Annotated in this window: 21 protein-coding genes; 14 read left to right on the top strand and 7 right to left on the bottom strand. The window is 51.2% G+C overall.

Annotation, left to right across the window (positions count from 1 at the left end; all coding sequences use genetic code 11):
* Window positions 1-201: 201 nt before the first annotated feature.
* Window positions 202-2,025 carry a peptidase U32 family protein gene (locus tag ACQ9LF_RS08470; RefSeq protein WP_462488956.1) on the top strand — a complete coding sequence of 608 codons (1,824 nt, stop codon included), beginning with the start codon at window positions 202-204 and terminating at the stop codon, window positions 2,023-2,025.
* A 313-nt stretch (window positions 2,026-2,338) separates the two neighbouring features.
* On the opposite strand, the gene ACQ9LF_RS08475 is transcribed toward ACQ9LF_RS08470, so the two are convergent.
* From ACQ9LF_RS08475 to ACQ9LF_RS08485, 3 genes are read right to left on the bottom strand one after another with little or no spacing between them, the layout of a single operon-like run.
* The gene (locus ACQ9LF_RS08475) at window positions 2,339-3,910 is read right to left on the bottom strand and encodes a methyl-accepting chemotaxis protein (RefSeq protein ID WP_462488957.1); all 1,572 of its coding nucleotides are present in this window, start codon (window positions 3,908-3,910) and stop codon (window positions 2,339-2,341) included.
* Window positions 3,911-3,912: 2 nt separating this feature from the next.
* A complete protein-coding gene (locus ACQ9LF_RS08480; protein ID WP_462488958.1) occupies window positions 3,913-4,875 on the bottom strand; it encodes a hydrogenase small subunit in 963 nt (320 codons plus the stop codon).
* Window positions 4,876-4,895: 20 nt separating this feature from the next.
* Window positions 4,896-6,434, bottom strand: coding sequence for a nickel-dependent hydrogenase large subunit (locus ACQ9LF_RS08485; protein ID WP_462488959.1), 1,539 nt, complete (start codon window positions 6,432-6,434; stop codon window positions 4,896-4,898).
* A 405-nt stretch (window positions 6,435-6,839) separates the two neighbouring features.
* Between ACQ9LF_RS08485 and gcvT the strand changes: the two genes are divergently transcribed.
* The 6 genes from gcvT to ACQ9LF_RS08515 all read left to right on the top strand — a co-directional run bounded on the left by gcvT (window position 6,840) and on the right by ACQ9LF_RS08515 (window position 14,729).
* On the top strand, window positions 6,840-8,060 hold the full coding sequence (gcvT, locus tag ACQ9LF_RS08490) for a glycine cleavage system aminomethyltransferase GcvT (RefSeq protein WP_462488960.1): 1,221 nt from the start codon (window positions 6,840-6,842) through the stop codon (window positions 8,058-8,060).
* A gap of 46 nt (window positions 8,061-8,106) precedes the next feature.
* Window positions 8,107-8,499 (top strand): glycine cleavage system protein GcvH, encoded by a 393-nt coding sequence (gene gcvH / locus ACQ9LF_RS08495; protein WP_462488961.1) that lies wholly within the window; start codon window positions 8,107-8,109, stop codon window positions 8,497-8,499.
* Between the two features lie 133 nt (window positions 8,500-8,632).
* Window positions 8,633-9,964 (top strand): aminomethyl-transferring glycine dehydrogenase subunit GcvPA, encoded by a 1,332-nt coding sequence (gcvPA, locus tag ACQ9LF_RS08500; protein ID WP_462488962.1) that lies wholly within the window; start codon window positions 8,633-8,635, stop codon window positions 9,962-9,964.
* Between the two features lie 265 nt (window positions 9,965-10,229).
* Entirely contained in the window at window positions 10,230-11,672 is a 1,443-nt protein-coding gene (gene gcvPB / locus ACQ9LF_RS08505; RefSeq protein ID WP_462488963.1) for an aminomethyl-transferring glycine dehydrogenase subunit GcvPB, read from the top strand.
* 228 nt (window positions 11,673-11,900) lie between these two features.
* Window positions 11,901-13,577, top strand: a complete 1,677-nt coding sequence (locus ACQ9LF_RS08510) for a GLUG motif-containing protein (protein WP_462488964.1) — start codon at window positions 11,901-11,903, stop codon at window positions 13,575-13,577.
* Between the two features lie 30 nt (window positions 13,578-13,607).
* Window positions 13,608-14,729, top strand: coding sequence for a sialidase family protein (locus tag ACQ9LF_RS08515; RefSeq protein WP_462488965.1), 1,122 nt, complete (start codon window positions 13,608-13,610; stop codon window positions 14,727-14,729).
* 11 nt (window positions 14,730-14,740) lie between these two features.
* Here ACQ9LF_RS08515 and ACQ9LF_RS08520 read toward each other — a convergent pair whose 3' ends face one another.
* The 4 genes from ACQ9LF_RS08520 to ACQ9LF_RS08535 all read right to left on the bottom strand — a co-directional run bounded on the left by ACQ9LF_RS08520 (window position 14,741) and on the right by ACQ9LF_RS08535 (window position 19,308).
* Window positions 14,741-15,838: a glycoside hydrolase family 53 protein gene (locus ACQ9LF_RS08520; RefSeq protein WP_462488966.1), complete on the bottom strand. Its 1,098-nt coding sequence runs from the start codon at window positions 15,836-15,838 to the stop codon at window positions 14,741-14,743.
* 45 nt (window positions 15,839-15,883) lie between these two features.
* Entirely contained in the window at window positions 15,884-16,174 is a 291-nt protein-coding gene (locus tag ACQ9LF_RS08525; protein WP_462488967.1) for a hypothetical protein, read from the bottom strand.
* 179 nt (window positions 16,175-16,353) lie between these two features.
* A complete protein-coding gene (locus tag ACQ9LF_RS08530) occupies window positions 16,354-17,703 on the bottom strand; it encodes a cation:proton antiporter (RefSeq protein WP_462488968.1) in 1,350 nt (449 codons plus the stop codon).
* Between the two features lie 207 nt (window positions 17,704-17,910).
* The gene (locus ACQ9LF_RS08535) at window positions 17,911-19,308 is read right to left on the bottom strand and encodes a sigma-54 interaction domain-containing protein (RefSeq protein ID WP_462488969.1); all 1,398 of its coding nucleotides are present in this window, start codon (window positions 19,306-19,308) and stop codon (window positions 17,911-17,913) included.
* 425 nt (window positions 19,309-19,733) lie between these two features.
* Between ACQ9LF_RS08535 and ACQ9LF_RS08540 the strand changes: the two genes are divergently transcribed.
* From ACQ9LF_RS08540 to ACQ9LF_RS08570, 7 genes are read left to right on the top strand one after another with little or no spacing between them, the layout of a single operon-like run.
* Window positions 19,734-20,144 (top strand): flagellar hook assembly protein FlgD, encoded by a 411-nt coding sequence (locus ACQ9LF_RS08540; RefSeq protein ID WP_462488970.1) that lies wholly within the window; start codon window positions 19,734-19,736, stop codon window positions 20,142-20,144.
* 39 nt (window positions 20,145-20,183) lie between these two features.
* Window positions 20,184-21,914, top strand: coding sequence for a flagellar hook protein FlgE (locus ACQ9LF_RS08545; protein WP_462488971.1), 1,731 nt, complete (start codon window positions 20,184-20,186; stop codon window positions 21,912-21,914).
* Window positions 21,915-21,936: 22 nt separating this feature from the next.
* On the top strand, window positions 21,937-23,139 hold the full coding sequence (locus ACQ9LF_RS08550) for a PilZ domain-containing protein (RefSeq protein WP_462488972.1): 1,203 nt from the start codon (window positions 21,937-21,939) through the stop codon (window positions 23,137-23,139).
* Window positions 23,136-23,879, top strand: coding sequence for a flagellar hook-basal body protein (locus tag ACQ9LF_RS08555; protein ID WP_462488973.1), 744 nt, complete (start codon window positions 23,136-23,138; stop codon window positions 23,877-23,879). Before ACQ9LF_RS08550 ends, ACQ9LF_RS08555 begins: the two co-directional genes overlap by 4 nt.
* A gap of 9 nt (window positions 23,880-23,888) precedes the next feature.
* Window positions 23,889-24,671: a flagellar basal-body rod protein FlgG gene (gene flgG, locus ACQ9LF_RS08560; RefSeq protein ID WP_462488974.1), complete on the top strand. Its 783-nt coding sequence runs from the start codon at window positions 23,889-23,891 to the stop codon at window positions 24,669-24,671.
* 15 nt (window positions 24,672-24,686) lie between these two features.
* Entirely contained in the window at window positions 24,687-25,676 is a 990-nt protein-coding gene (flgA, locus tag ACQ9LF_RS08565; protein WP_462488975.1) for a flagellar basal body P-ring formation chaperone FlgA, read from the top strand.
* A gap of 11 nt (window positions 25,677-25,687) precedes the next feature.
* Window positions 25,688-26,302: a flagellar basal body L-ring protein FlgH gene (locus ACQ9LF_RS08570; protein WP_462488976.1), complete on the top strand. Its 615-nt coding sequence runs from the start codon at window positions 25,688-25,690 to the stop codon at window positions 26,300-26,302.
* The last annotated feature ends 1 nt before the right edge of the window (window position 26,303 follow it).

Below are 26,303 nucleotides of genomic sequence, written 5' to 3' on the forward strand. Positions count from 1 at the left end.
TATTGAAAGTCTTCAAAAGTCTGTGATTATAGCTATAATGCCAGTGAATTCAAAAAATTTATCGAGTTATAGTATAAATTAATTCTTCTTATATAGTCCATGGCTTTTGGGGCTTGGATTTTGTACCATAGGTGCCACAATCTTTGAATCTGTCATTATAGGCTATATTATATCAGAAAATGTGTTTATATGAGTAATCCTATGACGATGCCCAAAATTGAGCTTCTTGCCCCGGCCAGAGATATTGCAGTGGCTAAGACTGCAATCCAGTGCGGAGCGGATGCTATTTATATTGGAGCCCCTCAGTTTAGTGCTCGCGAAGCGGCCGGCAACACGATTGACGATATCCGACAAGTTGTGGAATATGCCCATCCATATTATGTTAAAATCTATGTTGCCTTGAATACCCTGCTTTTCGATAAGGAACTGCCTGTAGCCGAAAAGATGATTCAGGACCTGTATGCGGCCGAGGTGGACGGGGTAATTATTCAAGATATGGGATTACTGGAACTTGACCTGCCGCCTATTCCGCTGATTGCCAGTACACAGGCCCATAATGCGACGCCGGAGAAGGTGAAATTTCTGGAAGCCGTTGGATTTTCCCGTGTGATTCTGGCTCGGGAATTGACGTTGGACCAGATCCGGAATATTCGACGGCAGACTACTGTGGAGCTGGAATGCTTTGTTCACGGCGCGTTGTGTGTTTGTGCGTCGGGGCAGTGCTATATGAGTTATGCCATTGGCGGCCGCAGTGGCAATCGCGGCTGCTGTGCCCAGCCGTGCCGCAGACTGTATACGCTCAAAGACAAGGCGGGCAACACGGTGGTTCGGGACCGTTATCTGTTGTCGATTAAAGACCTGAATCTGTCGGACTATCTTGAGCCGTTGCTCGATGCAGGAATTACCAGCTTCAAGATCGAAGGCCGGCTTAAGGATGCGGATTATGTGGCGAATGTGGTGGGGTATTATCGACAGAAGCTGGATGCAGTTCTGGCGGCCAGAGGGCTGCAAAAATCGTCGAGCGGCAGGGTGCGGATGAATTTCGTGCCGGATCCTGAAAAGACTTTTAATCGCGGTTATACGGATTACGGGATTACGGGCAAGGCGCATAAAATCGGGTCTATCGATACGCCAAAGTCGCTGGGGCAATATGTCGGGACTGTGGTGAGTGTGGATAAAACATCCTTTACCCTGGATACCGAGATTGCTTTACACAATGGCGATGGATTGTGTTTTTTTGCCAACAATAATCTGGCAGGTACGACGGTCAATGGGGTAGAGGGCCGGCGTATTCGTCCCCGGTCGATGCAGGGAATTTGTGCGGGGATGAAAATCTATCGCAATTTGGATATTGAATTCAGCCGCAAGCTCTCGAAGGTGCCTGCGGAGCGGAAAATCAAGGTTTCGATAACGCTTCGCGAAATTCCTGACGGGATACAGATTGAAGGCTGCGATGAAGATGGCGTTGTGGCTGTGATAGAACACACTGTGGCAAAACAACCAGCGGACAAGCCGGAACAAGCACGCAGGGCGATCGAAGCACAACTGGCTAAGCTGGGTAATACAATTTTTGAATGTCAAGAGGTATGCGTGGAATTACCGACCCTGTATTTTTTTCCCGCTGCACTGCTTAATGAGATGCGACGGAGGCTTGTGCAAAAGCTGATCGAAGTCCGGTTGGCGTCCTGCAAGGCGACAGCGATGAGCAAGAGGGCCACAGAATCGTGTGTTGAATATCCGGACAAGCAGATCGGGTATTGTGGAAATGTGTTAAATGAAAAAGCGAGGGATTTTTATCGCAAACATGGGGTTGAGGTCGTAGAGCCGGCGGCCGAAGCTGGGTTGGCAATGAAAGGTCGGCAAGTCATGACGACCAAGTACTGTTTGCGTGAGCAATTGGGATTATGCACTGGGGCTTCTTCGGGGACGGCAGCCGAGACGATGTTTTTGGTGGATGAAGATGGTCGCACATTTCGCCTTGAATTTCAGTGTGGTTTTTGCGGTATGGCTGTTTTTTGTGAATGACCAGTGATTGTAGCCGGGGTCTGAATGATGATGGCCAAGATGCGGCTGGTGATATAGCACAATAAAGATGAAATACCCAACGGGTATGATTGTTCCGCGAAGACCACAGGCCGTTCTATTCCGTGCATACTTACGGGCTCAAGTGACCTACACATAACCGTGGTAATAATCTATTGCTGAAAACTGGTGGCTTGAAGTCTATAGTCCTGACCAAATGGAAGATTTCAAGTCGGATCAGAAAAAAAAGATACACCGGTCTGAGACAACCGGTGTATCGAGAATCGACAATACACGGTATGCTGGCGGGGTAAGTCTATGCAGAGGTGTGCATGGTCCATTGTGCGGCAGCGCTGCTTTCCACCAGAGCGACCAATTCGTCCACGGTTTTTTTCAGGTTCACCGCCTGCGAATTCAGTTCGGTGGCTGAAGATGCGGATTCTTCGGCGAAAGAGGCGTTTTGCTGAGTCACCGATTCCATCTGGGACAGGGATTGATTGATTTGTTCAATTCCCTGTGCCTGTTCGGAACAGGCCTGGGCGATTTCACTGACCAGCGAGACGGTCTTGGATGAGCGGTTCAGGATTTCCGTGAGAGTCTTGCTGACTTCGGCAGAAAGCTCTACACCGATTTTGGCCTGACTGACCGAGGTTTGAATCATGTTTTCGGTATTCTTGGCGGCTTCGGCGCTGCGAATGGCCAGATTACGGACTTCTTCGGCGACGACAGCAAAGCCTTTGCCTGCTTCGCCAGCACGGGCGGCCTCGACGGCGGCGTTGAGGGCCAGCAGATTGGTCTGGAAGGCAATATCATCGATCACACGAATAATCCTGGATGTGGCATCGGCGCTTTTGTGAATATCTTCGATGGCGGTGTTCATTTTGCGGATGGCTTCTGCGCCTTCGATTGCGGCCTGCTGGGCCTGCTGAGCGAGGGTGTTGGCCTGCTGGGCATTCTGTGCGTTCTGTCGGGTCATTGAGGTAATTTCCTCGAGGCTGGAAGAGGTTTCCTGCAGTCCGGCGGCTTGTTCGGATGCCCCCTTGGCAATGGTCTGCGAAGAGGAGGTAAACTGGCTTGCGGCCGACGACATATATTCTGCAATGCTGATATTGGCGCTGATGGCTTTTTGCATGGGCTTAACAATGCCGCGGGTGACCAGCGGAACAATAATAAACGTGACTCCCGTCAGGAAGCCGACGCCAATGATGATACTGTACAGCAGGCTGCGTGACAAGACCTGATGATGAATGGTCTGTCCTTCGGCAACGGCTTTTTCAATGCCATTCTTTTGAGATTCAATGCTTTTTTGAATGCGGTCTTTTTTCATTTCGACAAAGAGAATGCCATAGAAATCGCCCACGTGATAATCCGGGTTCATACGGACCATATCCCTGTCCATAAACAGCGGCTGATAGAATTGGAGTGTGGATTCATTTTCTTCCTTGCCTCGTATGACCAGTCTTTTTTCGGTCATGGCCTGCTGCATCACATCCGATGGGACATTTTTCCTGCTGGTATTGGGGTTCGATGAGAGTTCCAGTTCGCCCTGGGGGCCATAAAAAGAAAACTCGTGCAATTGTTCCAGTTCAGTTTGTTTCTGTGCGAGATCCAGAAATTTTGCCGCTTCTCCCGGCTGCAGGGAGCTTCCGATGGCAATCTTAATTTCCTGAAGCAGGTCTTTGGCAGCCTGTTCGGACTGCGAAATCAGTTCTGTAATGGAATTGGTGCTAAGGTCTTGCAGGGATTTCTGGAACTGGTCTTGTACTTTTTGAAAATTGGTTTTGACCATATAGTAATTGATGCTTTGCAGAGTCAATCCCAATACCATAAACGGCACCAGAGAAATCAGAAGAATTTTCCATAAGAGATTCAGACGAATACTCATCATTGTTATACTCCTTTTCGCTGTGTTTCGGTGTAATTGACATCATGGGACTGCTCACCAATGCGATAGAACGGGAAATCTTTTTTCTTGGCAAAATTGGGTGAACTGCAGCCGATGCAGGGGGCTGCAGAACGGATGCACCAGTTGACACCGCTGTTCCACTGTCGGTTTGGGCATTCCGTATGGGTCAGCGGGCCCAGACACCCGAGCTTGAACAGGCAGCCGGTGGGATCGCCGAAATGTTTGGCGAAAATTTTTCGTTCATAGTAATGATAACGCGGGCAGTTGTCATGGGTGGAGTTGCTGTAGAACATTTTGGGCGTCAGCAGTTCCGGATCGACCTGCGGATAGCCTTTGGCGGCAATATAGGCGAAGGTGCCCACGACCGCATCCGGATGAACCGGGCAGCTTGTACAGTTGACCAGTCGATTCTTCCAGGGCAGTTGATGTTTTTTCATAAAATCCTGCACACTGCCGGAGCCGGTGGGGTTACCTTCGGCAGCGGGAATTCCGCCAAAGGTGGCACAGGTGCCCACAGCCACGATGGCTTTAGCTTTGGGAATCAGCTCCAGCAAAATCTGTTCGAAGGGTCTGCCGCCGATGATACAGGCTTTGGGCATATTCAGGGGAATAGAGCCTTCGATGGCCAGGATAAAATCGCCGGCCTGTGAGGCTTTGTCGATGGTTTCCATAAAGACATCGCCCTGAGCGGCACCGATATTCTGGTGCAGGACAAGACTGATGTAGCGCGTCAACAGGTCTGCCGGTTCCGGATCGATGGAATTGAGCAGGGAGATGGAGTCGCCGGAACAGGATTGTCCCTGAAGCCAGACAATACGGGTCAGACTGACCATTTTTTCAAGGCCGGAGGCGAAGACACTGGCCATCTCAGCCGGCAGCGAGGCGGAGGCCGCCAGGGCTGCTCCCAGTTTCAGAAAATCTCTGCGTGTAAAAGCGGTATTCTTCATAATGGTATTTCCTTGAACGATTAATGAACGGCACAGGCCAGGCAGGGATCAAAGGAACGAACGATACGTCCGGCTTCGATTGGCTGTCTGGGGTCTTCGATGACAGTGCCTTCGAGTGCTTTTTCGACGATGCCGGGCTGGCCTTTGTCATCACGGGCCGAACAATTCCAGGTCGTCGGCACAATGCACTGATAATGTTTGATTTTATAATTCTCGATTGTCAGCCAGTGGCCCAGGGCACCGCGCGGCGCTTCCACCAGCCCAAATCCTTTGCCGGTCGCGGGGATGCGGAATTCTTTCGCTGCGGGGCTTCCGATTTCCAGTTCATCCAGCCAGGCATAAAGCTGTGTGCAAATCCATTTGGCTTCCAGACCGCGAGTCAGATGACGCCCGAGGACGGAATTGAGTTGTTCCAATTTTACTCCTGCCGAAGCCAGTGTGTCGTCGACTTCTTTTTTGAGCCATTCGAATCCGCGGGTATGATAGGCAACCATGACGCGGGCCAGCGGGCCGACTTCCATGGGGACACCATCATAGCGGGGGGCCTTGAGCCAACTATAACCCTTTTCAGGATTTGGGGTGGTCTGACCTTCGTAAGGATGCAGGCCGGAGGGGCTGCTGTAGTGTGAGTGGCCAACATATTCCCGGATTTTATTGGTATCCACAGGCTCGAGTTTGCCGTTGATAATCGCTCCGGCCGGAAAGAATTTCTGGACATCAGGACCGGCTTTTTCTTCCATGCGGAAGTTGCCGAAGCACAGGTAATTGCCATAAGATGCACCGATGTTCCAGTAATCGGGGAAGGCTTTGGCTGCCAGAATCAGGTCGGGCAGATAGACGGTTTCGATAAATTCTGCCAATTTATCGAGGCGACTCTTGTAGCTGAGGATGCGTTCGAGCGTGATTTCGCCGGTGACGCCGGTCGGCACCAGGGAGGTGGAATGCGGCATCTTGGCAGCAAACACGGCGCACATTTCATGGGCCACCGAACGCATCTTGAGGGCCTTGAGGTAATTTGAGATCAGCCGCCAGTTTTCCTGATCGCCGGGGACATATTGCTGGACTTCGTAACGAGGCAGAAACGGAGCGGCGGGAAATACAGACTTGGATGATACTGCGTTTTCCACCCAGGCTCGTAAGGATTTGAGTGTTGTATCCGGGCCGTTGTACTTTAAGATGGCTTTAATATCGACAAAGTCCAGGGCTGACAGGTGGTAAAAGTGAAGGATGTGGGATTGCAAATAATTGGCCCCCAGAATCAGGTTCTGGGCCAGTCTGCCATTTTTAGAGGGGGTGACTCCATATGCCATTTCCTGTGCCATGAGCGAAGCCATTCCGTGCGAGATAGGGCAGACTCCACAGATACGCTGGGTAATTTGCTGGGCATCGAGCGGGTCTCTACCCTGCAGGATGGTTTCAATGCCTCGAAACATTTCCCCTTCGCAGCGGGCTTCGGTGATTTTCACTTTCTTGCTGTCCGGGACGGCTTCGGTTTCCGTGTGGATGGCAAGATGTCCTTCAATTCGTGTCAAAGGACTAATCGTAACAGTGTTGGTCATTCTTCATGCTCCTGTGAAAATAAGTACAAAAACCTGACAGATGGTTTATTTGTTTATCTAATTTTATTTTCGAAATGCATAGAAAGTACATTTAGCAGAAAAAATACCTATTTTTAATATAAGTAGAACTACTGATGATGTGGGTAAAAATATGAAAAATGTATATAAAGTATTGCTGTATATTGTTTTATGTTAAATTCAATAAGCCTATTCAAAAGAAGATATACCACAATAAAAAGATAAGTTAGATTTATTTATGTCTGTATATGTTAGAGTTAGCACTATCTTGCTATTAATAGCATGAACTGATGCAAGAAAAGTACAAATCTGTTGACTCGGCTCATTGGTTTTGATAAACAGGGGGGCTGGTTCAACCCGTGATAATAAGATTTATAGGACCCTGTAATGCAGTCCAATCAACCAAAACGAACGCCGCTTTACGAAAAACATTGTATTGCCCATGCAAAATTAGTAGATTTTGCCGGCTGGGAGATGCCGATTCAATATCCTGCGGGGATTGTGCAGGAGCATCTGGCTACACGAAGGTCTGCCGGATTGTTTGACGTTTCGCACATGGGACGGTTCCGGATTAGTGGAAACCAGGCAGGGGCATTTCTGGATTATGCCTTGACCAATTACGCCGGGGGGCTTGGGCTCGGAATGAGTCATTATACGATTCTGGCTCAAGAGGATGGCGGAGCGGTCGATGATGCCTGGCTTTATCGGTTTGAGTCCGATAACTTTATTCTGGTAGTGAATGCCTCTAATAAAGATAAAGACTGGACACATCTTGAGTCCCTTAAGACTCGATATACTTCTGTCATTCTTGAGGATTTAAGTGAATCCTTGGCCATGATGGCCTTACAGGGACCGCAGTCGGAAGCAATTCTCCAAGGTCTGCTGACCGATGGGGTTTTGCCGGAACCGAAGCGAAACGCAACCAGTCTTGCTGCACTGGCGGGGTATAAGGTCTTAATCGGCCGGACGGGGTATACCGGGGAAACGGTGTGTTTTGAGATTATGATTCAGGCGGACAAGGGAGGGGCTTTGTGGGATATCCTGCTGGCTAAGGGAGTGGCTCCGATTGGGCTTGGGGCCAGGGATACGCTTCGGCTGGAAGCATCACTGCCGCTGTACGGACATGAGATGGGGCAGGATTCGGAAGGCAAGACGATGCCGATTCTGGCTTGTTCGACAGCGAGATTTGCAGTTGCCGATAGCGAAAAGAAAAACTATGTTGGCAAAGCTGCAATTCAGCGTCAGCTTGCCGCGTTGGAACGATATAAAAAAGGTGATTTTTCCGACACCAGCGTCTTGCCAAAACGGGTGGTGTGCCTGAGAATACTGGATAAAGGAATTGCCCGGCAGGGCAGTCCAGTTTTTTATCAGGGGCGTCTGGTAGGTGTGGTTACCAGCGGGACATCGGTACCGTATTGGAAATATGATGAGGCCCAAAAGCTCACGGAACAGTATGACCAGCGGTCTGTGGCGATGGCGTATGTGGATTGCCAATTGACTGTGGGAGCAGAGGTACAGATAGAGGTTCGCGGCAGGATGCTTGGGGCTAAGATAGTCAAACGCAATTTGAAGCCGGGTGTAGCGGCCATGATGGCGGTTTTTGAATAATACTCGAGACATTGGATTCGAGTCAGTTAAATAAAGGATATAGAATATGATCATTGACAAACAAGCACGTTATTTACAGACACATGAATGGGTCCGGAAAGGACCAGGCACTGCTTATACGATTGGGTTAACCGCGTATGCGATAGAGCAGCTTGGAGATATTGTTTATCTGGAGCTGCCGCAGGTCGGCAAGACACTGCAGAAGGGAGAGATATTTGGTGTGATAGAATCAGTCAAGTCCGCCTCGGATATGTATATGCCAATGAGCGGCAAAGTGACTGCGGTCAATACGGAAGTTCCTGATAATCCGGATCTGCTGAAGGCTGAACCTTATGGCAAGGCCTGGATGATTCAGATTGAAGCGTCTAACCCGGGCGAGTATGAGGGGCTGATGGATGCTGCGTCCTATGAGAAATTTTTAGAAACCGAAGCGCACTAAGTGAACATTCACAATACCCAAAGCTCAATTCTGAGTAATTCTGGATATCCGCTTTGGCGGGTAAGACAAATCTGTTGTTTAGTCTTGAAGGATTCCGGTCAAGACTATTCAAGCCACTGTTTTTGAGGATGTTATGCCTTTTATAGCCAATACTGACAGCCAGCGTAAGCAGATGCTGGACGAGATCAAGATGAGGCCCGAGGATTTGTTCGGGGAGATTCCGCAGGAGTTATTTTGCAAAGACCTGAAGCTGCCTGAGGGTTTATCCGAGCAAGAAGTTCGCACGCGTCTTGCGGAGCTGGCGGGGAAGAATTATATCAATCTGACGCTGTTTCTGGGCGGCGGGTTTTATGACCATTTTATTCCTGCTGCGGTGCCGGCACTGGCGGGGCGTGCGGAGTTTTATACCGCTTATACACCGTACCAGCCGGAGGTGTCGCAGGGGACGCTGCAGGCGATCTACGAATACCAGTCGATGATTTGTCGCCTGACGGAGATGGAAGTCTCGAATGCATCGATGTATGACGGCGGCACGGCCCTATATGAGGCGATGATGATGGCGCTTCGAGTGACTGGACGCAACAAAGTGATTATCGATGATTCGGTCAATCCGATTTATCGCGTGATGATTCAGTCTTATACCCGCAATCTGCATATTGACTTGATTGAGACGGCTAATAATGGCGGCCTGGCTAATCGCGAGCAGATTCTCAAGGCCCTGGATGATAAGACCGCTGCGGTGATGGTGCAGAATCCGAATTTCTTCGGCTGCATCGATGATTTTACCGATCTGGCCGAGGCGGTTCATGCCAAAGGGGCGTTGTTAATCAGTTCGTGCTATCCGATTTCGCTGGGAATTCTCAAGACACCGGGTGCGATGGGGGTGGATATCGCCACCGGTGAAGGGCAGTCACTGGGGCTGCCGATGTCGTTTGGCGGGCCGTATCTGGGCTTTATGGCTACGAAAAAGCAGTATTCCCGTGCGATGCCCGGACGAATTGTCGGACGGAGCCAGGATGCCCAGGGACGTCAGGGTTTTGTGCTGACCCTGCAGGCCCGTGAGCAGCATATCCGCCGCGAAAAGGCGACGTCAAATATCTGTTCCAATGAGGCCCTGTGTGCGATGACGGCGCTGATTTACCTGAGCCTGCTGGGCAAGGAAGGCCTGCGAAAGACGGCACAGTTGTGTGCGGACAAGGCCAGCTATGCCTACGAACGGCTGACCAAAATCCCCGGCGTCAAGGCCCACTTCCCGGCCAAGTGGTTTTTCAATGAGATGGTGCTGGATGTGCCGATGGATGCGGCGGAGGTCGTGGCCAGGCTGATAGAAAAAGGCTATGCCGCGGGCTTCCCGCTGAGCCGCTATTACAAGGGCATGGAAAACTCGCTGCTGATTGCCGTGACCGAAAAACGCACCAAGCAGGAAATCGGTATGCTGGCCGAGGAATTGGAAGCGATACTGTAAGAACGAGAAACCACAGATTTCGCAGATTACACAGATGGAAAATATCTGCCGCCCCTTCGGGGCTTGTGATTTGAGATGAATCTTTCCGGAGGCTTACGCCTCCGGCTATGAAACTTGTTGTCCCTTCGGGACAATAAAAGAGTTACGCCTCTAAGGGGCAAAGGAATACTTAATTGAAAAATAGAAGTTTGTGTCATTCGTGAAATCTGAATTTTCAAAAATCTGGATTCCCGCCTTCGCGGGAATGACAAATTGAGGATATATAATGAAACTGGTATTTGAAAAAAGTGTGGCGGGGCGTCAGGGATTGCGGGTTGCCAAAAGCGATGTGCCGGCGGGGGTGCATATTGAGCCGAAGCTGCTGCGGGATAACCTGCCGCTGCCGGAGTTGAGCGAACTGGATGTGGTGCGGCATTTCACCGAATTGTCGCGCCGGAATTTCAGCGTGGATACGGTATTTTATCCACTGGGCTCGTGCACGATGAAATACAACCCCAAAGTCTGCGAACGAATCGCGGCTTACCCGGGTTTTGCACATCTGCATCCGCTGCTGCCGCAGTTGCGGATGGGGGGTATGCTGACGCAGGGTGCCCTGCAGGTGCTGTACGAAACCGATTTGATGCTGCGGGAAATCGCCGGCATGGCTGCCTTTACCATGCAGCCGATGGCCGGAGCACACGGCGAACTGACAGGGATTATGATGATGGCCGCCTATCACCGCCGCAAGGGCAACAAGAAAAAGGTTGTGCTGATTCCCGACAGTGCCCATGGGACCAACCCCGCCAGCGCCGCGATTGCAGGGTATTCGGTCAAAGCCATTCCCAGCGATAAAAACGGCCTGATGAGTGTGGAAGCACTCAAAAAGGAACTCAACAGCGAAGTGGCCGGCATTATGCTGACCTGTCCCGATACGGTTGGCCTGTTCAATCCCCATGTCAAGGAAATCTGTGACCTGATTCACTCGGTCGATGGTCTGGCCTATTACGATGGCGCCAACCTCAACGCGATTGTCGGCCGGGTTCGTCCGGGTGACCTGGGTTTTGATATTATCCATATTAACCTGCATAAGACGTTTGCCACGCCGCACGGCGGCGGCGGTCCCGGCGCCGGACCGGTGGGTGTCTGCTCGAAACTGGTCGATTTCCTTCCGATTTCAGTGGTGGTCAAGCGGTCGGACGGCACGTTTGCTCTTGAATATGACCGGCCGGACTCTATCGGCTATATCGCCCCGTTCTACGGCAATTTCGGTGTGGTGCTCAAGGCCTACGTCTATATGCTGATGCTGGGTAAAGAAGGGCTGTTGCGGGTCAGCGAAAATGCTGTGCTCAATGCCAACTATGTCAAAGAAAAGCTGAAGGATTATTACGATATTCCCTACGAACAGGTCTGTAAGCACGAATGTGTCATCAGTGCCACGCGGCAGGCCGCCAAGGGCGTTCATGCCATCGATATTGCCAAAGCCCTGATCGACCGAGGTATTCACCCGCCCACTATGTATTTCCCGATGATTGTCAAAGAAGCTCTGATGATTGAGCCGACCGAGACCGAAAGCCGGGAGACGCTGGATATCTTTATTGAGGCCATGATTGATATTGCCAAACAGGTTGAGATCGACCCGGCGAGCATCAAGGCTGCCCCAGTGACAACCCCAATCGGCCGGCTGGATGAGACTGCCGCAGCACGAAATCTGGATATCGCCAGTTTGTAGTGCCGGCATCCTGTACAATTGAATCATATGTACTTTGATAAAAAGGGAAGGTTGAAGTGTAAACTATAATATATAAAAAGAGGTGGGAAATAGTTTATAAATCTAAAATGAATTGCTTTTTTGCAGATTTTTTAATACCATTGGTATCGACAATCGTATCAAACAAGATGATGATTTGATACGGATACCCTAGGACGAGAAAACGCAAATACTCAGAGGATACAGGGGATGAAAACAGCAATTATTGTAGTGGCGGGGATTTTGTCACTCCAGGCAATCGTATGTGCATATACTGATGGCGATGGAACAACGACCAATCCATATACGATTTCCAATACGGCGGATTTGGTGCAGTTGGCTTCTACGCCGGCAGACTGGGAGAAGGCTTTTGTTTTGACCACTGACCTGGATTTAACAGGAGTTGCTCTGTCGCCTATCGGAAACTGGGGGAAAGCTTTTGCTGGTGTGTTTGATGGGGGTGGGTTTACACTGAGTCATCTGACGATGAACCTGCCGAATGCGGAGAATGTGGGTTTGTTTGGTTTGGTAAGGTCGCCGGCAGTGATTCAGGGAATCAGGCTGGAGAATGTCTCTATTGTCGGCAAAAGCTATATTGGTGCCTTGGCCGGGTGGAACGAAGGCGGGGCCATTATGGCTTGCTCCGCAAGCGGTTCGGTCAGTGCCGCCAATGCAGCGGGGGGGCTGGTTGGTGTTAACGAAGGTACTCTGTCCCATTCTAGTTGTACGGTGACGGTCCTTACTTCACATTCTTCCAGATCGCATGCTGGAGGTCTGGCTGCAACCAACTACGGAGATATTTCTGATTGTTATGCTTGCGGTTCGGTGACAGTCAGCGGCTACACGGCCAACGCCGGCGGACTTGCGGCGATCAATGACCACGGTACGATTGTTCGTTCCTATGCGACGGGTACGGTGCAGGCTGATTCGACCCGCGATTCGGCCTTTGCCGGCGGGCTGGCGGCATTAAATGAATCCGGTACGATTGACAGGTGTTATGCCCAGGGGGATGTTGCGGCGAGCTGCCTGATTGGCTCAGGGGCTTCGGCGGCATGGTCTTCTGCAGGCGGATTGGTCGGCTTTAATCACAAGGGAATGATTACACGCAGCTATGCGACAGGTTTTGCCAAATCCGAAGCATCAGCGACGGCTAATAATGAAATCAACTGCTGGTCTTCGGCGGGAGGCATTGCCGCGGATAACACCGGCGCAATCGATAATTGTTATGCTCTGGGACACACTGATGCATCTTCTAATGTGCTGTCGGTCTTGCCTGTGCCGTCTTCTGCCTGGTCTTCCAGCGGGGGGGTGGTTGGCAGAAATCGCGGTGTGGTCGTGCCGACGGAACTGGGACAGGTGTCGGCCTGTTATGCGACAGGTACTGCGGCGGCTTCCTCGACCATCTCGTCGGCAGGTTCTGCTGCTTATACCTATGTCGGCGGGGTGATTGGTGAAAATGGCGGGGGCACCGTCCGGCGTTGTTTCTGGGATGTGGATAGCAGTTCAATCGCACAGGCGACAGGTGATGGGGCGGGCACGATAACCGATGTTTACGGCATGACCACCCCTGCGATGCAGACGCGGTCAACCTATACGGACTTCGGCTGGGATTTTGTCGGCGAAACTGCCAACGGGCTGGATGATGTCTGGAGACTCTGTGACAACGGTGCGAAGTATCCCTATTTCAATTGGAATCGGGCGATTGCGGCGGATTTTGCATGTCCTGATGGCGTGGCTTATGAAGATTTTGGTTATCTGGCGGCACGCTGGCTGAGGACCGACTGTCAGGCGACAGGCGGATGTGGTGGGGCAGATATGGATGGCAGCGGCCAGGTCAATCCGGCCGATCTGGAACGATTTGTTGATGTATGGCTTGCGGTTCAATAATCCGACTCAGTGCTCAGGTTCACACTCCCTATGGAGATTAAGCATTTCAAAATAGTCCTGTTGCTGATCCAGTTGCTTTGGATCGGGGCGATGCCGCAGGTTATCGCAGCTCAAACACCAAATACACTTTCGCCCAAACGCGAGGTCAGTCTGAGCTGGAATGCTGCCTCCGAGCGGGTCGTGTTTGCCCCATCCACCGGCGGTACGTGGTATCCCAGACTGCTTATCCTGTCCAACGGTCATTGGCTCTGTGCCTATGATACCAATGAAGGGGCATCCAATACCTGTGTACGAATTTCCCGAAGCACCGACGCAGGCAAGACATGGTCACCGCTTTCGCAGGCCTCTTTCGGCTCCGGCAATGCCGCCAACGGCGAATTGATTGAACTGCCCGGCGGTGAAATCCTCTGTGCTTACCGCATTGTGGATGGCGATGTCAAGACGCTTAAGGTCTCCCGAAGCACGGATGGGGGTTTAACCTGGCAGCATCTGTCCACGATTATCAGCAATACTGACGGCGTCTGGGAGCCGCAGATGATCCGCAAAGCCGATGGACAACTGCTGGTCTTTTATGCTCAGGAAGGCAATGTAGATGGAAATGATCAGGTCATTGAGATGCAGCGATCGGATGACCACGGCAAAAGCTGGCATTCTCCGCAGGTGATCTCCCGGCATCCCGGCTCACGCGATGGAATGCCGGTGGCAACTGTGTTGGCCAATGGGGATATCCTCGTTGTGCTGGAAGGGCATCATGTCAAACGTGCCGGCCAGTTTTGTACCTGGTCGGTTCGCAGTACCAACGGCGGCAGAACGTGGGGGCCGCGTCGTCTGGTCTATGCACCTGCTGACAGCAGCCGGAGAGCGGTTGCACCATATATCGTTGCTGTTCCCAATGGGCCGATTTTCGTTTCGTTCCAAACCGATGAAGACGATAAATCCCGCCTCAACCTGGGCGTCGTCAGCAGCATCGATAACGGCAAAACCTGGACTGTCCAGCCTAAGCCTTTCCAGCAGAACACGGCGGGGCAGTATTCGTGGAATGCGTTATGTATGGAAGACCCCAATACCCTGATCGCCGTAACCGCCGCATCGGGCAGCGGCCAGCACCAAATCAAGCTCATCAAAGCCGCCGTCTCACAGTCTCATCCCTGACACGCTAAAACCTATTGTGATGCAGAAGGCCCTTTGAAGGACTTTATGGCCGGCAGGGCGTTGCCCTCTTTGTCAAACAGGGCGGTGATGCCTCCGTTCCAGCCGCCGGATTGTTTGGTCGGCACGGATTCGGGATACCACCACAAGACTCCAATGCCCCGGCCGTCCGGGGTCGTCCGAACGGTTCGAATCAGTTCTTCCAGAAAAGCCTTCTGCCCGGCCGGACTTTTCTCCCATGTCATCGCGTCGAGCCGCTCGGCACGGGATTCAAAATTGGGCACATCCTGCCAGGGATAGGCCGTCTCCACAACCAGAATGTCTTTTTTGAATTTCTTGGCCGTTCGTGTCAGATTGTCCTTCAGCTCGGGAATGGTGCCATGCCACCAGGGGTAGTAACTCTGGCCGATGATGTCATACTCCACCCCGTGCTTCTGACAATTGGAAAAGAACCAGTCGGTCTTGCCCCAGTCGCCGCCGGCGGCAACATGGATAATAATTTTGACCTTGTCGGCTGGCGTTGTCGCCTGACGTACACCGCGGATTCCCGCCTTGAGAAGGCTCGCAAAACGCGGCCAGGAATTAGGGTCTTTACTGTCCAGCCGACCGTCAGGCCAGAGAAATCCCGGATGTATCTCGTTGCCGACCTGTACCAGCTCCGGCAGGGCATCCTGTTTTTTGAATTCGCCGATAGTCCGGGCGGTATAGCTTTCGACGGTCCTGACCAGGTCTTCATACGGCAGGTCTTTCCATGCAGCGGGCTTGATTTGATGCGACGGGTCGGCCCAGGTATCGGAATAATGCAAATCCAGTATCAGGGTTCCCCCGGCCGCCTTGATGCGTTTGGCCAGTGCAATCGTGTAGGGAATATCCTGAACCACGCCGCCGCGTCCATTGGGATTGACAAACAGCCGCAGCCGAAAACAAGTGCAGCCATTATCCTGCATCAGCTTGATGAATTCCTTGGCCTGCCCCTCATCCTTAAACACCACCCCGGCCTGTTCGACCTTGGTCAGCATCGAGATGTCTCCGCCGCCCAGAAATCCAGCCGCCTGGACAGCCGTCGCCAGCAAACATAGGCAAACAAGCAATAGTATTATTTTCAGCCTCATTGATTTTGTATGCAGTCAGAGATTGCTATAATTTGTTTATACGGTTCAAATAATCCCATGCTGCCCGGACAAAGGCTGCTGCTGACAGGCTTTAAGCTTCTTCTCAATAGGCCATTCGCTGAATGCCAGGAACAGGGGGATAAAAAACTGAACCACCGGAATCAGCGTCAGCAATCCCATCGCCCAGTGATACCCGGCTTTTGAAAAAATCCTGCACATGGCAATCAAAAAGATAATATTGATGCCGAGTGCAAAGAGAACAACAAAAATGATAAAACAACCCGCCCAAACCGGGGCGGCCTCTCCGCCATGCATCGGAAACATCTCGCTATTCATTTTGGTCTCCTTATTTCAACAGGTTCGTTTAATCGCAAGGTTGAATTCATAAAGCTCTTTACGGTCAGAGTCTATGTCCTTGTTGAAAAAGACTCTCTGGGGCCGGCGTTGTTCCAAAAAAAATAAAAAATGCCTTTGTAATCAACCGTATCCATGCTCAATCGGCATGATTTGCCAGGCTAAACGAGGTCTTCCTCGATATTATCCGTGTCCGACTCGGGCACTTCTGCCAAAAGCCGGTCTTCAATGGCGTCAAAGCGAATATTGCCTTTGACAATAAACAGTTTCATCAGGTAGGGCACCGGTATGGTCGTGCCAATAGACAAAAAGACAATCGCATTGAAAAACTCAGGACTAATCATCTGGAGCTGCAGAGCCACCGCCGCTGCCGCCAGTGTTGCGGTCAGCTGCGGCACCGTCATCAGGCCTGCACACAATCCTTTCTTGTTATTGAATCCGGACAGCCGCATGGCCAGCCAGCCTGAAAATACCTTGCTGGCAATCAATCCCGCCAGGGTCAGGCTTACGATAGCGGCATTTTCCCACGCCGCAAAGACAATTCGCAGGTTGGTTTTCATTCCGATGGTCAAAAACAGGAAGGGGATAATGAATCCATACCCGATGCCCTCAATCTTTTTGTGGAGAATTCGGCCGTCATCGTGAAATGCCTTGACCCCGACCAATGCCATACCTGCAATAAACGCCCCCACAATCAGGCTGACGCCGATTAATTCCCCTGCAAATACGACAATTAACACCCCGGCCAGAAAACAGGTGATCCGGGCATCATCATTGGGTTTGAGATGGGCAAAAACCGTGCGGGCCGCCATCGGAATCAGCCACATCGACAGGCCGATATAGGCGATAATCGTGCCCACAAATAAAATCGGAAACCAGGCCCCAAGTGTCCCCGGACTAATATGGTCAAATATAGAGATGCTTTCTGCAATATAGCCTGAAATTTCATGCCGTTTCAACTGGATACAAATGGCCAGCAAAATCAGACTGGCCACATCCGTAATCACTGTTGAGGCCAGAACTGCCACGCCAAACCGGGTCCGCACCGCCTTGAGTTCCCGCATGACCGGAAACACAATGCCTACCGAATGCGAGGCGAACAGAGATGCATAGACCCATTTGCCGATAGTGTTGTCCGGCTCAAATATCCAATACACCAGATATCCCGCGGCCGCCGGGATTGCAAACGTCAGAATGCTCAACCAGATCACAGCACGCTTTTCGGCCAGCAGAAGCCGCAGGTTGACCTCCATCCCTGCCAGAACCATCAGAAAAATCAGCCCCAGCATCCCCATGGCATCGAGGACGACATAAATTTCCTGGGTCGGGTAGCCTCGGCCCAACAGGTGATTCAAGTGGCGAATCAGGTCGAGGGAATTGGGGCCGATGAGGATGCCGATGAGCATCATGGCGACGATGGCGGGAATGTGAAATCGCTTCAAAATCTGCGGTACAACCGCCATCAGGGTCATCAGCAGCAAGAATATGACCAAAAATGTTAATCCTGCCATTACGCAAATCCTTTATTTAGGAGTATTTTATGCTGGAGTCTATAATTTCAGGCCCCAAATGGCAAGATATTTTATGGCGAGAATCGATTTGCATCTACCCGGCAGACGTAGACCCCTATCCACGCTGATAACAATGTTTGAATATTGCCCGACAACAGCATCAGTCGGAGCAGCGGCCAGGTTTGTTTTTGCAAATGTTTTGTCTAATTACGAGATAGTCTGAGGGATTTTTTCGCCGGGCTGTTCAAGATTATATTGCTTGACCTTGGCGTAGAGGGTGGCCCGGGTGATACCCAGCAGGGAGGCGGCGCGGGTTTTCTGCCAGCCGGCTTCTTCCAAAGCCCGGCGTACCAGCTCTTTTTCTGCTTTTTCCAGCGAAAAATCACGCAAAGGGCTGGGCTGGCAATCCTGAACCACCATTTCTTCAACATCAAATTGTTCCGGCTCAAAAAACAGATTATGGGTGCCAATCCGCTCGCCGGATTCGAGCAGGATTGCTCTTTCGATGACGTTGCGGAGTTCCCGAACATTGCCCGGCCAGGGGTGCTTAAGCAGCATCTCGGCGGCCAGTTTGGTCAGACCCTTGATTTTGCCTTTCTTTTGAGGGCAAATGGAGGACTGCTGAATAAAATACTGGGCCAGCAGCAGGATGTCCTCGCGTCGGGATTCAGCACGAAGCGGAGTCAGGGTGATGGGGCAGACGGCCAGCCGGTAATATAAATCCTGACGGAATTTGCCCTGACGGACTTCCTGAATCAGATTGCGATTGCTGGTAGCGATAATGGTTGCACGGCATTCAATATCCTGCACACCGCCGACTTTGCGGAAGGTTTTTTCCTGAATCACTCGCAATAATTTAGCCTGCAAGTCAAGCGGCATTTCGCTGATTTCGTCGAGGAAAATAGTCCCTTCGGAGGCCAGTTCCAGCAGGCCTGTTTTTTCGCGATCGGCGCCGGTGAAAGAGCCTTTGACATGACCAAATAATTCGCTTTCGAGCAAGTTGGCAGTCAGCGCAGCGCAATTGATGGCCACGAATTTCTGATTATTGCCATGCCGAAGGATATGAACTGCGCGAGCGGCCAGTTCCTTGCCTGTGCCGGTTTCACCGATAATTAATACCGGATTACAGGCGCTGGCAGCAACCAGCCGAATCATCCTGAGTGTTTTGGTGATGGCCGGACTTCGCCCAACAATTGAGATCGCGGAAGGACATTCTTCGGTAAAGAAGTTCAGGTCTCGTGGTTCGGGGGCACTGGTTTCCTGTATCCGCTGGAGGATTGCCTCCAGCTGCTGAGGGCCTTCCGAACGGTCCATATAATCGGTTACTCCCAATGACAGATAATCGGCGGCTCTGGATTCACAGGACGCATCCCCGATAACAATCACGGGCGGATGAAGATGCTTATTCTGAAGGATGGACATCATTACCGCGATTTGCGCAATAGACATATCCGAACCGAGGAGAATGACTTCGGGTTCGGAGCGATTTAGCAGGTCGGACAGGTCGTTCAGGTCATCGGCAGCCAAAAGCTGCTGCGAGAACTGTCTGGCCAGATGCTGAATCTCAGGTTGCCGCGATACAACCAGAATCGACTCTATTTCCATATTACGCACTCGTTGGTGTAAACCTGATTCCTAATATACTTCATTAACGATTGGTATGGATTAAGTCGGCAGGAAGTCCTTTACGGCTTTAATTTTTTATCGGACAGTCCAATAAAAACTTAAGTTAAATTTTGATAATTTCGACATTATCAGGCGTTGTTTAAAGAAATCACAGGATTATAGGACCTAAAACAGGGGGATTGTCTGGAAAAACTTTCCATCGGTAGGAAAAATTTATTCATCCGTGTTAAGGATTATGCGCAGGCCGGATCGGGTTGCGGATGAAAGATAAAATTTTAAGATTCTGTTTGTAAAGGACTTAGGTGTCTGTTGAGGAGATATATGGTGTCATTGGCACAAAACTTGCCAATTTGCTTTGCGGCATAGTGTGCCTTGTGTAAGAACAGAATAGATAAGGACAAATTATGAGTACAATTTCTGCGGCGTCACAGAAGATGGACTTTATGACTCTGCTGGTGACAGAACTCCAGTATCAGAATCCCCTGGAACCCATGGATAATCAGCAGATGGCCGCTCAGCTTGCACAGTTTTCACAACTGGAACTGACGGAGGGGATGAATAGTAATCTGGCGACGATGAATGAGACAATGACCAAGATGAATAAGACGTTTGAAGGTGCCATGTGGATGGCGGAGCTGGATTATGCCAAGTCGTTACTGGGAAAAACGGTCAATTTTGCGACCAGTAACGGGGATGTCCTGGAAGGACAAGTCAAAAAGCTGACTTTTCAGGATGGCACTCCGGTGCTGACGGTATCCAGTAACAACCAGTCATATGTCATTCAAACCAGTCAGATACAAGGTATTCAGGGATAATCAAAGCGTAATTTCAGAACACTATAAAGGAGTAACACTATGGGTTCAGCAATGACGGCCGGGGTATCGGGGTTAAAGGCGTTTCAAGCCATGCTGGATGTAACCGGCAATAATCTGGCCAATGTCAACACGACTGGGTTTAAAGGCAGTACCGTCACTTTTTCGGAACTGCTCAGTCAAACCATTCGCCAGGCCAGCGGACCTTCTGGATCGCTGGGCGGTGTCAACCCGCAACAGATGGGCAGCGGGGTAAACGTCTCGGCCATCAAGAAAGATATGAGTCAGGGGAATATTGTTACCACCGGTCAGGACCTGGATGTTGCGATTGACGGTTCAGGATATTTTGTTCTGAATAATGGTCGTCAGAATGTATATACCCGAATCGGGTCGTTTGCGGTGGATGCCGATAATACCCTGGTGGACCCGGCCACCGGGTATAAAGTTCAGCGGACGGGTTCGTATGGCGAGGTGGAAGGTTTTCAGACCTCGGGGGATTCCAGCATTCATATACCCTGGGATAGTTCTATGCCGGCCAAGGCGACGACCTCAATTACCATGAACGGTAATCTGCGGTCGTCGGCGGATAGTACCGCTGCGACCACACACAAGATTATTTCCAATACCTCTTTTACGATCAATTCCGGCGATCAGGTTGCCACATCCAATTCCTATCTGTCCGATCTGGATCAGTGGGGCGGTACTCCGCTTGGAGTGGGCAGTACCGGGACGATATATATCTCCGGGATCAGGGAAGATGGCACAACCTTTACCAATCAGGCTGTGACCTGGACAGGAGCTGCACCAGGCAGTGGGGCTACGATGCAGGATATTCTGGATCAAATATCAGCCCTTTTTAATAATAGTACCGCCACGTTGAATGCGGACGGCAAAATCGTCATTACAGGCAACTCGGCAGGCTATAGCCTGGCCCAGATCACGGGAATGAGTTATAGTCCGGCGGGTGGGGAAAACCTTGAACTTCCTACCTTTTTTGATTATGCCGTCATCGGAGGCAATGACAGCAAGACCTTCAAGACCACTGTCTATGACAACCAGGGTGCCCAGTATGTGCTGACCGGGGCATTTGTCAAAACCGATGATCCCAATACCTGGGACCTGGTGATTCAATCCGTGAATGGGGAACGCGAAGGGTCGTGGTCGAATTATGATATTTATGGTTCTTCCGCCTTGAACCGCCGGATTTCCGGGATTGAATTTAATACCAATGGGTCCTATAAGGGCTTAAATTCGGCGACGGAAACGGCGGAATTTTCGGTCCAGTTTGCCAATAATCCCAGTTTCACCCAGACCATTACGCTGGATCTGGGAACGCCGGGGGAATTTACCGGTTTGACACAGTTTGCCAGCCAGCAGTCCAGTGCTGCAGCTCTGACCCAGGATGGGTACGAGGCGGGCACATTGTCGAGTGTAACCATCGACAATGGCGGGATGATTGTAGGCACGTTTACCAACGGCGTGAAAGTGAATATTGCGGCGCTGCAAATTGGTTTATTCCAGAATCCCGGTGGTCTTGAGGCGGTCGGTAATGGATACTATCTTCCGACGGCCAACTCCGGGGAACCGATTGAAACCCTGGCCAATAGCGGCGGGGCGGGAAGCATTACCGGTAAAAGCCTGGAAAAATCCAATGTGGATATTGCGACTGAATTTGTCAATCTGATGCAGGCACAAAACGGTTACCAGGCCAATTCAAGAACAATTCGGGTGGCCAATGAAATCCTGCAGGAACTGACGAATCTGATTCGGTAAACCTATACAGGTCATAAGTCGGATGCTGATTCATCTGATTCAAATTGCTGAAATTTCCGTGCTGACGCTGTCTCCACTGCAGCGTTACAGTGCGATGAGGCAATTGGAGACGAAGCCGGCCCCGACCTTTGTGACTAATAAATGGTTTGTTGTGCTTGGATGGTCCCTGATTGTATTGCTGTTGATTTTGCTGGTGGCCGTGCGTCGCATGCGACTTGAAAAAGAGCGGCTTGCGATGGAAGAACGTTTTAATAATCTGGCGGATCGGTGCCGGCTGACTCAGCAGGAACGTGAAATTCTTGAGGCAATCAGTCTGCGGGCCGGCTTGAAAAAAAAAGATATGATTTTTACAGAACCGTCAGTCTATGATGATGGTCTGGCCCGATTGATGCAGGACAGTTTTGAATCCGGGCATAATCTGGTTCAGCGAAAACGATTGAATGTTATGGCATACGGCATCAAGACAAAACTGGGATTTCAGAAATCCCCGTCGGAATTTGGGTTGACCAGCCGGACGGGGCGTAATCTGAGCAGTCGCCAGATTTCCGTTGGCAGGACGATTCTGGTCTCTCAGGATTCTCAGTCCGGCAGTCCGCGGTTTGAGGCCACTGTCATTCGGAATGACGAGTATGAATTGGCAGTGCTCCCCAAAACGGCCATTGAGGCGATTCCGGGTCAGATTATGACAGTTCAGTACCGTGTTGGCAGTATAACCTGGGAGTTTGAGTCGATTGTGATTTCATGCGGTCCACAAGGTCTGGAATTAAATCATACCGACCGCATCCGGTTTATCAATCGCCGGCGTTTTCAGCGTGTTCCCATGCAGCGGAAAGCCAAAGTGGCGTTATTTGATGTTCTGTATGAATCGTCGGATGTTGTGCCGGGCCAGCTTGATTTTCATGATGCGGTGATTACCGAAATATCGGGGCCTGGGCTGCGGATTCGGGCCAACCTGAATGTCCGGCTCCGGGATCGGGTGCTGATTATATTTGAATTGGACCGTGGCAAATGGATTCAGGATATTGCTGAAGTCCGCGGATTCCGCGATACCCCGCTGGGACGATCCATCGGGATCGAGATGATTGGTTTGAATGAAAAAGCGATCAATGAGCTGGTTCGTGTTACCAATCAGATTGCCGGCATGTCCGGAGTTGCCCAGGAGGACGAGGAACAAGACAGCGAGATATTGGATTTTCAGGATCAGCCTGAGGAGCAGATGATATGAGCAAACCGATTGGCCAAATCAGTTCCGGGATTGATGCCCTGATGGAAAAGTACATGGTGGTGTCGAATAATATTGCCAACGCATCCACCACCGGATTCAAGAGAACCGTCAGCAGCTTCAGCTCGACACTGGATTCAGTGCTGGCCAAGCGGGGCAAGGAATCGCTGGCTGCCAGTGAGATACAAAGCCTTCAGACGATTGATTTTTCGCAGGGGCAGATTGTACGGACGGACCGTCCGCTGGATGTGGCCCTGGAAGGCCGGGGGTTTCTGGTTTTGGAAACACCTTCGGGTCCGCTTTATACCCGCAACGGTACGTTGGAAGTCAACAAACTCGGCCAGCTTGTGGACACCAATGGGAATCTGGTCGCCGGGCAGAACGGTCCGATTGTGATTCCCCAGGATGTGTCAGAAGGGACGATTCAAATCAGTCTGGACGGGGTGGTACAGGCCGGAGATGTATCCCTTGGTACCCTGAAGCTGGTGGATTTCAAGAACAGTGCCCAAGACCTTGAGCCGATTGGATTTGGAACATATCGTGCCAAGGCGGATGTCCAGCCGGAGGCCGCAACCCAGATTAAAGTCCGGCAAGGATGCCAGGAAGCCTCCAATGTCAAGGTCATGGATGAAATGGTCAATATGATGACATTGTCGCGAGTGTATGAAATGCATATCAATATCCTGAAACGTCAGCGCGAAAACAGTGCGGCTGCAATGAGCGTTGCCAATAGTCAGGGTTAGGAGTAAATCATGCTAAAAGCGTTTTCCACAGCTGCCACAGGAATGGACGCCCAGCAGACGATGATTGATACCATCGCCAACAACCTGGCCAACGTCAATACCAATGGGTTTAAGCGTTCTCACATTAACTTCCAGGATTTGCTGTATTTAAAGATGCGTGAATCAGACCGTGAAATAGCCACCGGAGTCACCGCCCCCAGCGGTCTGGAAGTCGGCAGTGGTGTCCGAGTTGCCTCCACCACCCGTATTTTTACCGTAGGGGATGTGCAGAGCACCGGCAATGACCTGGATGTTGCCATTCAGGGTGATGGATTTTTCAAAGTTACATTGCCCAACGGTGAAGAGCGTTATACCCGCGATGGAGCTTTTCAAAAGGATGCCAATGGTCTGGTGGTTACGGCCAGCGGCTATCAGGTCAGTCCGGGGATTACGATTCCCCAGGATGCCACGATGGTGGATATTGCGGGGGATGGGACGGTCAGTGTTCAGACCCCGGCCGGCAATCAGGTGATCGGAACATTGGAATTGTATCGATTTGCCAATCCTGCCGGCCTGAGTTCCGAAGGCGGCAATCTCTATCGGGAAACAGAAGCCAGCGGATCAGCCATTGCGGGCAGAGCAGGTGAACAAGGGTATGGCAGCATTTTGTCCAAATATCTGGAAAAGTCAAACGTCCAGATGGTGACCGAGCTGGTGAATCTGATCAATGCCCAGCGCGGCTATGAAATCAACTCTCGCACGATTCGTACCGGTGACAATATTCTGCGGCAGTTGTCTGAACTGGTACGGTAATTCGAGGAGATCAGGATGAATCGAATGCGATTGGTATTGGGAATCTGCCTGCTGGACCTGGTGGCATTATGGGTCGGTCAGGGATTTGCTGCCTCCGGCGGCGAAAAAGTCCGCATCACTATGCAGCCTGAAACCATTGTTGAACAATCCTCCGTGACGTTGGGGCTGGCCTGTCGCATCGAAGGCCCGCAGGACCTTGTGGAGCGGGCAGGTGCGATAAAGCTGGGCACATTTGTCTCTAAAGGCCAGGTGGTTTTTGTGGATCGCTACACGATTCTCAGTCGGCTGGCCAGTATCGGAATCCCTGCCGACAAAATCAAGTTTATAGGGACGGAGATGACCGCTGTCAAACGGAAAGAAGCCGTGGTGGAGCCGGACCGTGTGGTCCAGGCGGCACGCGAATTTCTGAACCAAAAACTGGCCGGCACTCCGGTATCATCCATTACGGTTGTTAGAACGCCGTCACGGATTGTTCTGGAGGATCCCAATGCGGTGGTGACTCTGTCTTGTCAGATGAGTCAATACCAGACTGCAGGTTCACAGAAGGTTATGGTTGCTGTCCAGCAGCAGGGGCGAACGGTGTCGCAGGTTGAGGTTGTTTTCGCTGTGCGATATAAAGTGAACCAATGGGTCGCATTGCAGGCCATTGAGGCTGGAGCAGTTATTACTTCGGACAATGTTCAGGTTCAGGAAACTGAATCCTCCCAGCCGCAGGGGAACAGCTGGAAGGAACCTTACGGCCTGATTGTCCGACGTAAAATCGCCCAGGGCAGCGTCATTCACCCGGATTGGCTGGCCCCTCCGCAGCCTCCGGTACTGATCCGACGCAATCAGCAGGTTCTGGTGCAGATCAACAGCGGGGCGTTATTTGTGTCGGCCCCTGGCCAGGCCCTGGATGAAGGTAAAATTGGAGACCTGATTCGGGTTCGTCGCGGAGAGAAATCGGACGAACGCATTATTTACTGTACGATTCAGCCGGATGGAACTGTCAGGCCGCAGATATGAAAGGAATCCGTATGAACCATCAACATTATATTCAGTTTTTCTGTGCAACTCTGGTGTTGTCTTCGGTTTGTCAGGCCGGGTCGATCTGGGCCAAAAAAAGTGCCGCCAGCAAGGCCCTCTATGCGGACGACAAAGCGATCCAGGTGGGAGATCTGCTGACCGTGATTATCAATGAAGACCATAAAGTGGATAACAAGGTCAAGAGTGATCTTCAAAAAAGCACATCCAATGCACTGCGCATCAATGGCGATGACAATAAAATCGAACATGTGATTCCAAATATTCCGGATGTATCCCTGGGGGCATCATCGAACAAGTCGGTCAACGGCAAGGCGGATTACAAAGATGAACGCAGTATCGAAGACCGTATTACTGTCGTTGTTCAGGACATCCATCCCAATGGCAATCTGGTGGTGATCGGGACCCGCACCCGGGATATCAGCGGCGACAAACAGACCATTCAGGTCAGTGGGGTGGTTCGTCCCAGCGATATTTCTTACGATAATACGGTCCGCAGCGAGCAAATAGCGGATTTTTCTTTGGTGGCTCTCAGTGAAGGCCCCACCAAAAGTTATACCAATCCCGGTTGGCTGGGCAAGTTTCTGGACTTTATCTGGCCGTTCTAAA

Source organism: Anaeroglomus insulsum (genome assembly GCF_050689095.1).
GTDB classification, from domain to species: Bacteria; Planctomycetota; Phycisphaerae; order Sedimentisphaerales; family Anaerohalosphaeraceae; genus Anaeroglomus; species Anaeroglomus insulsum.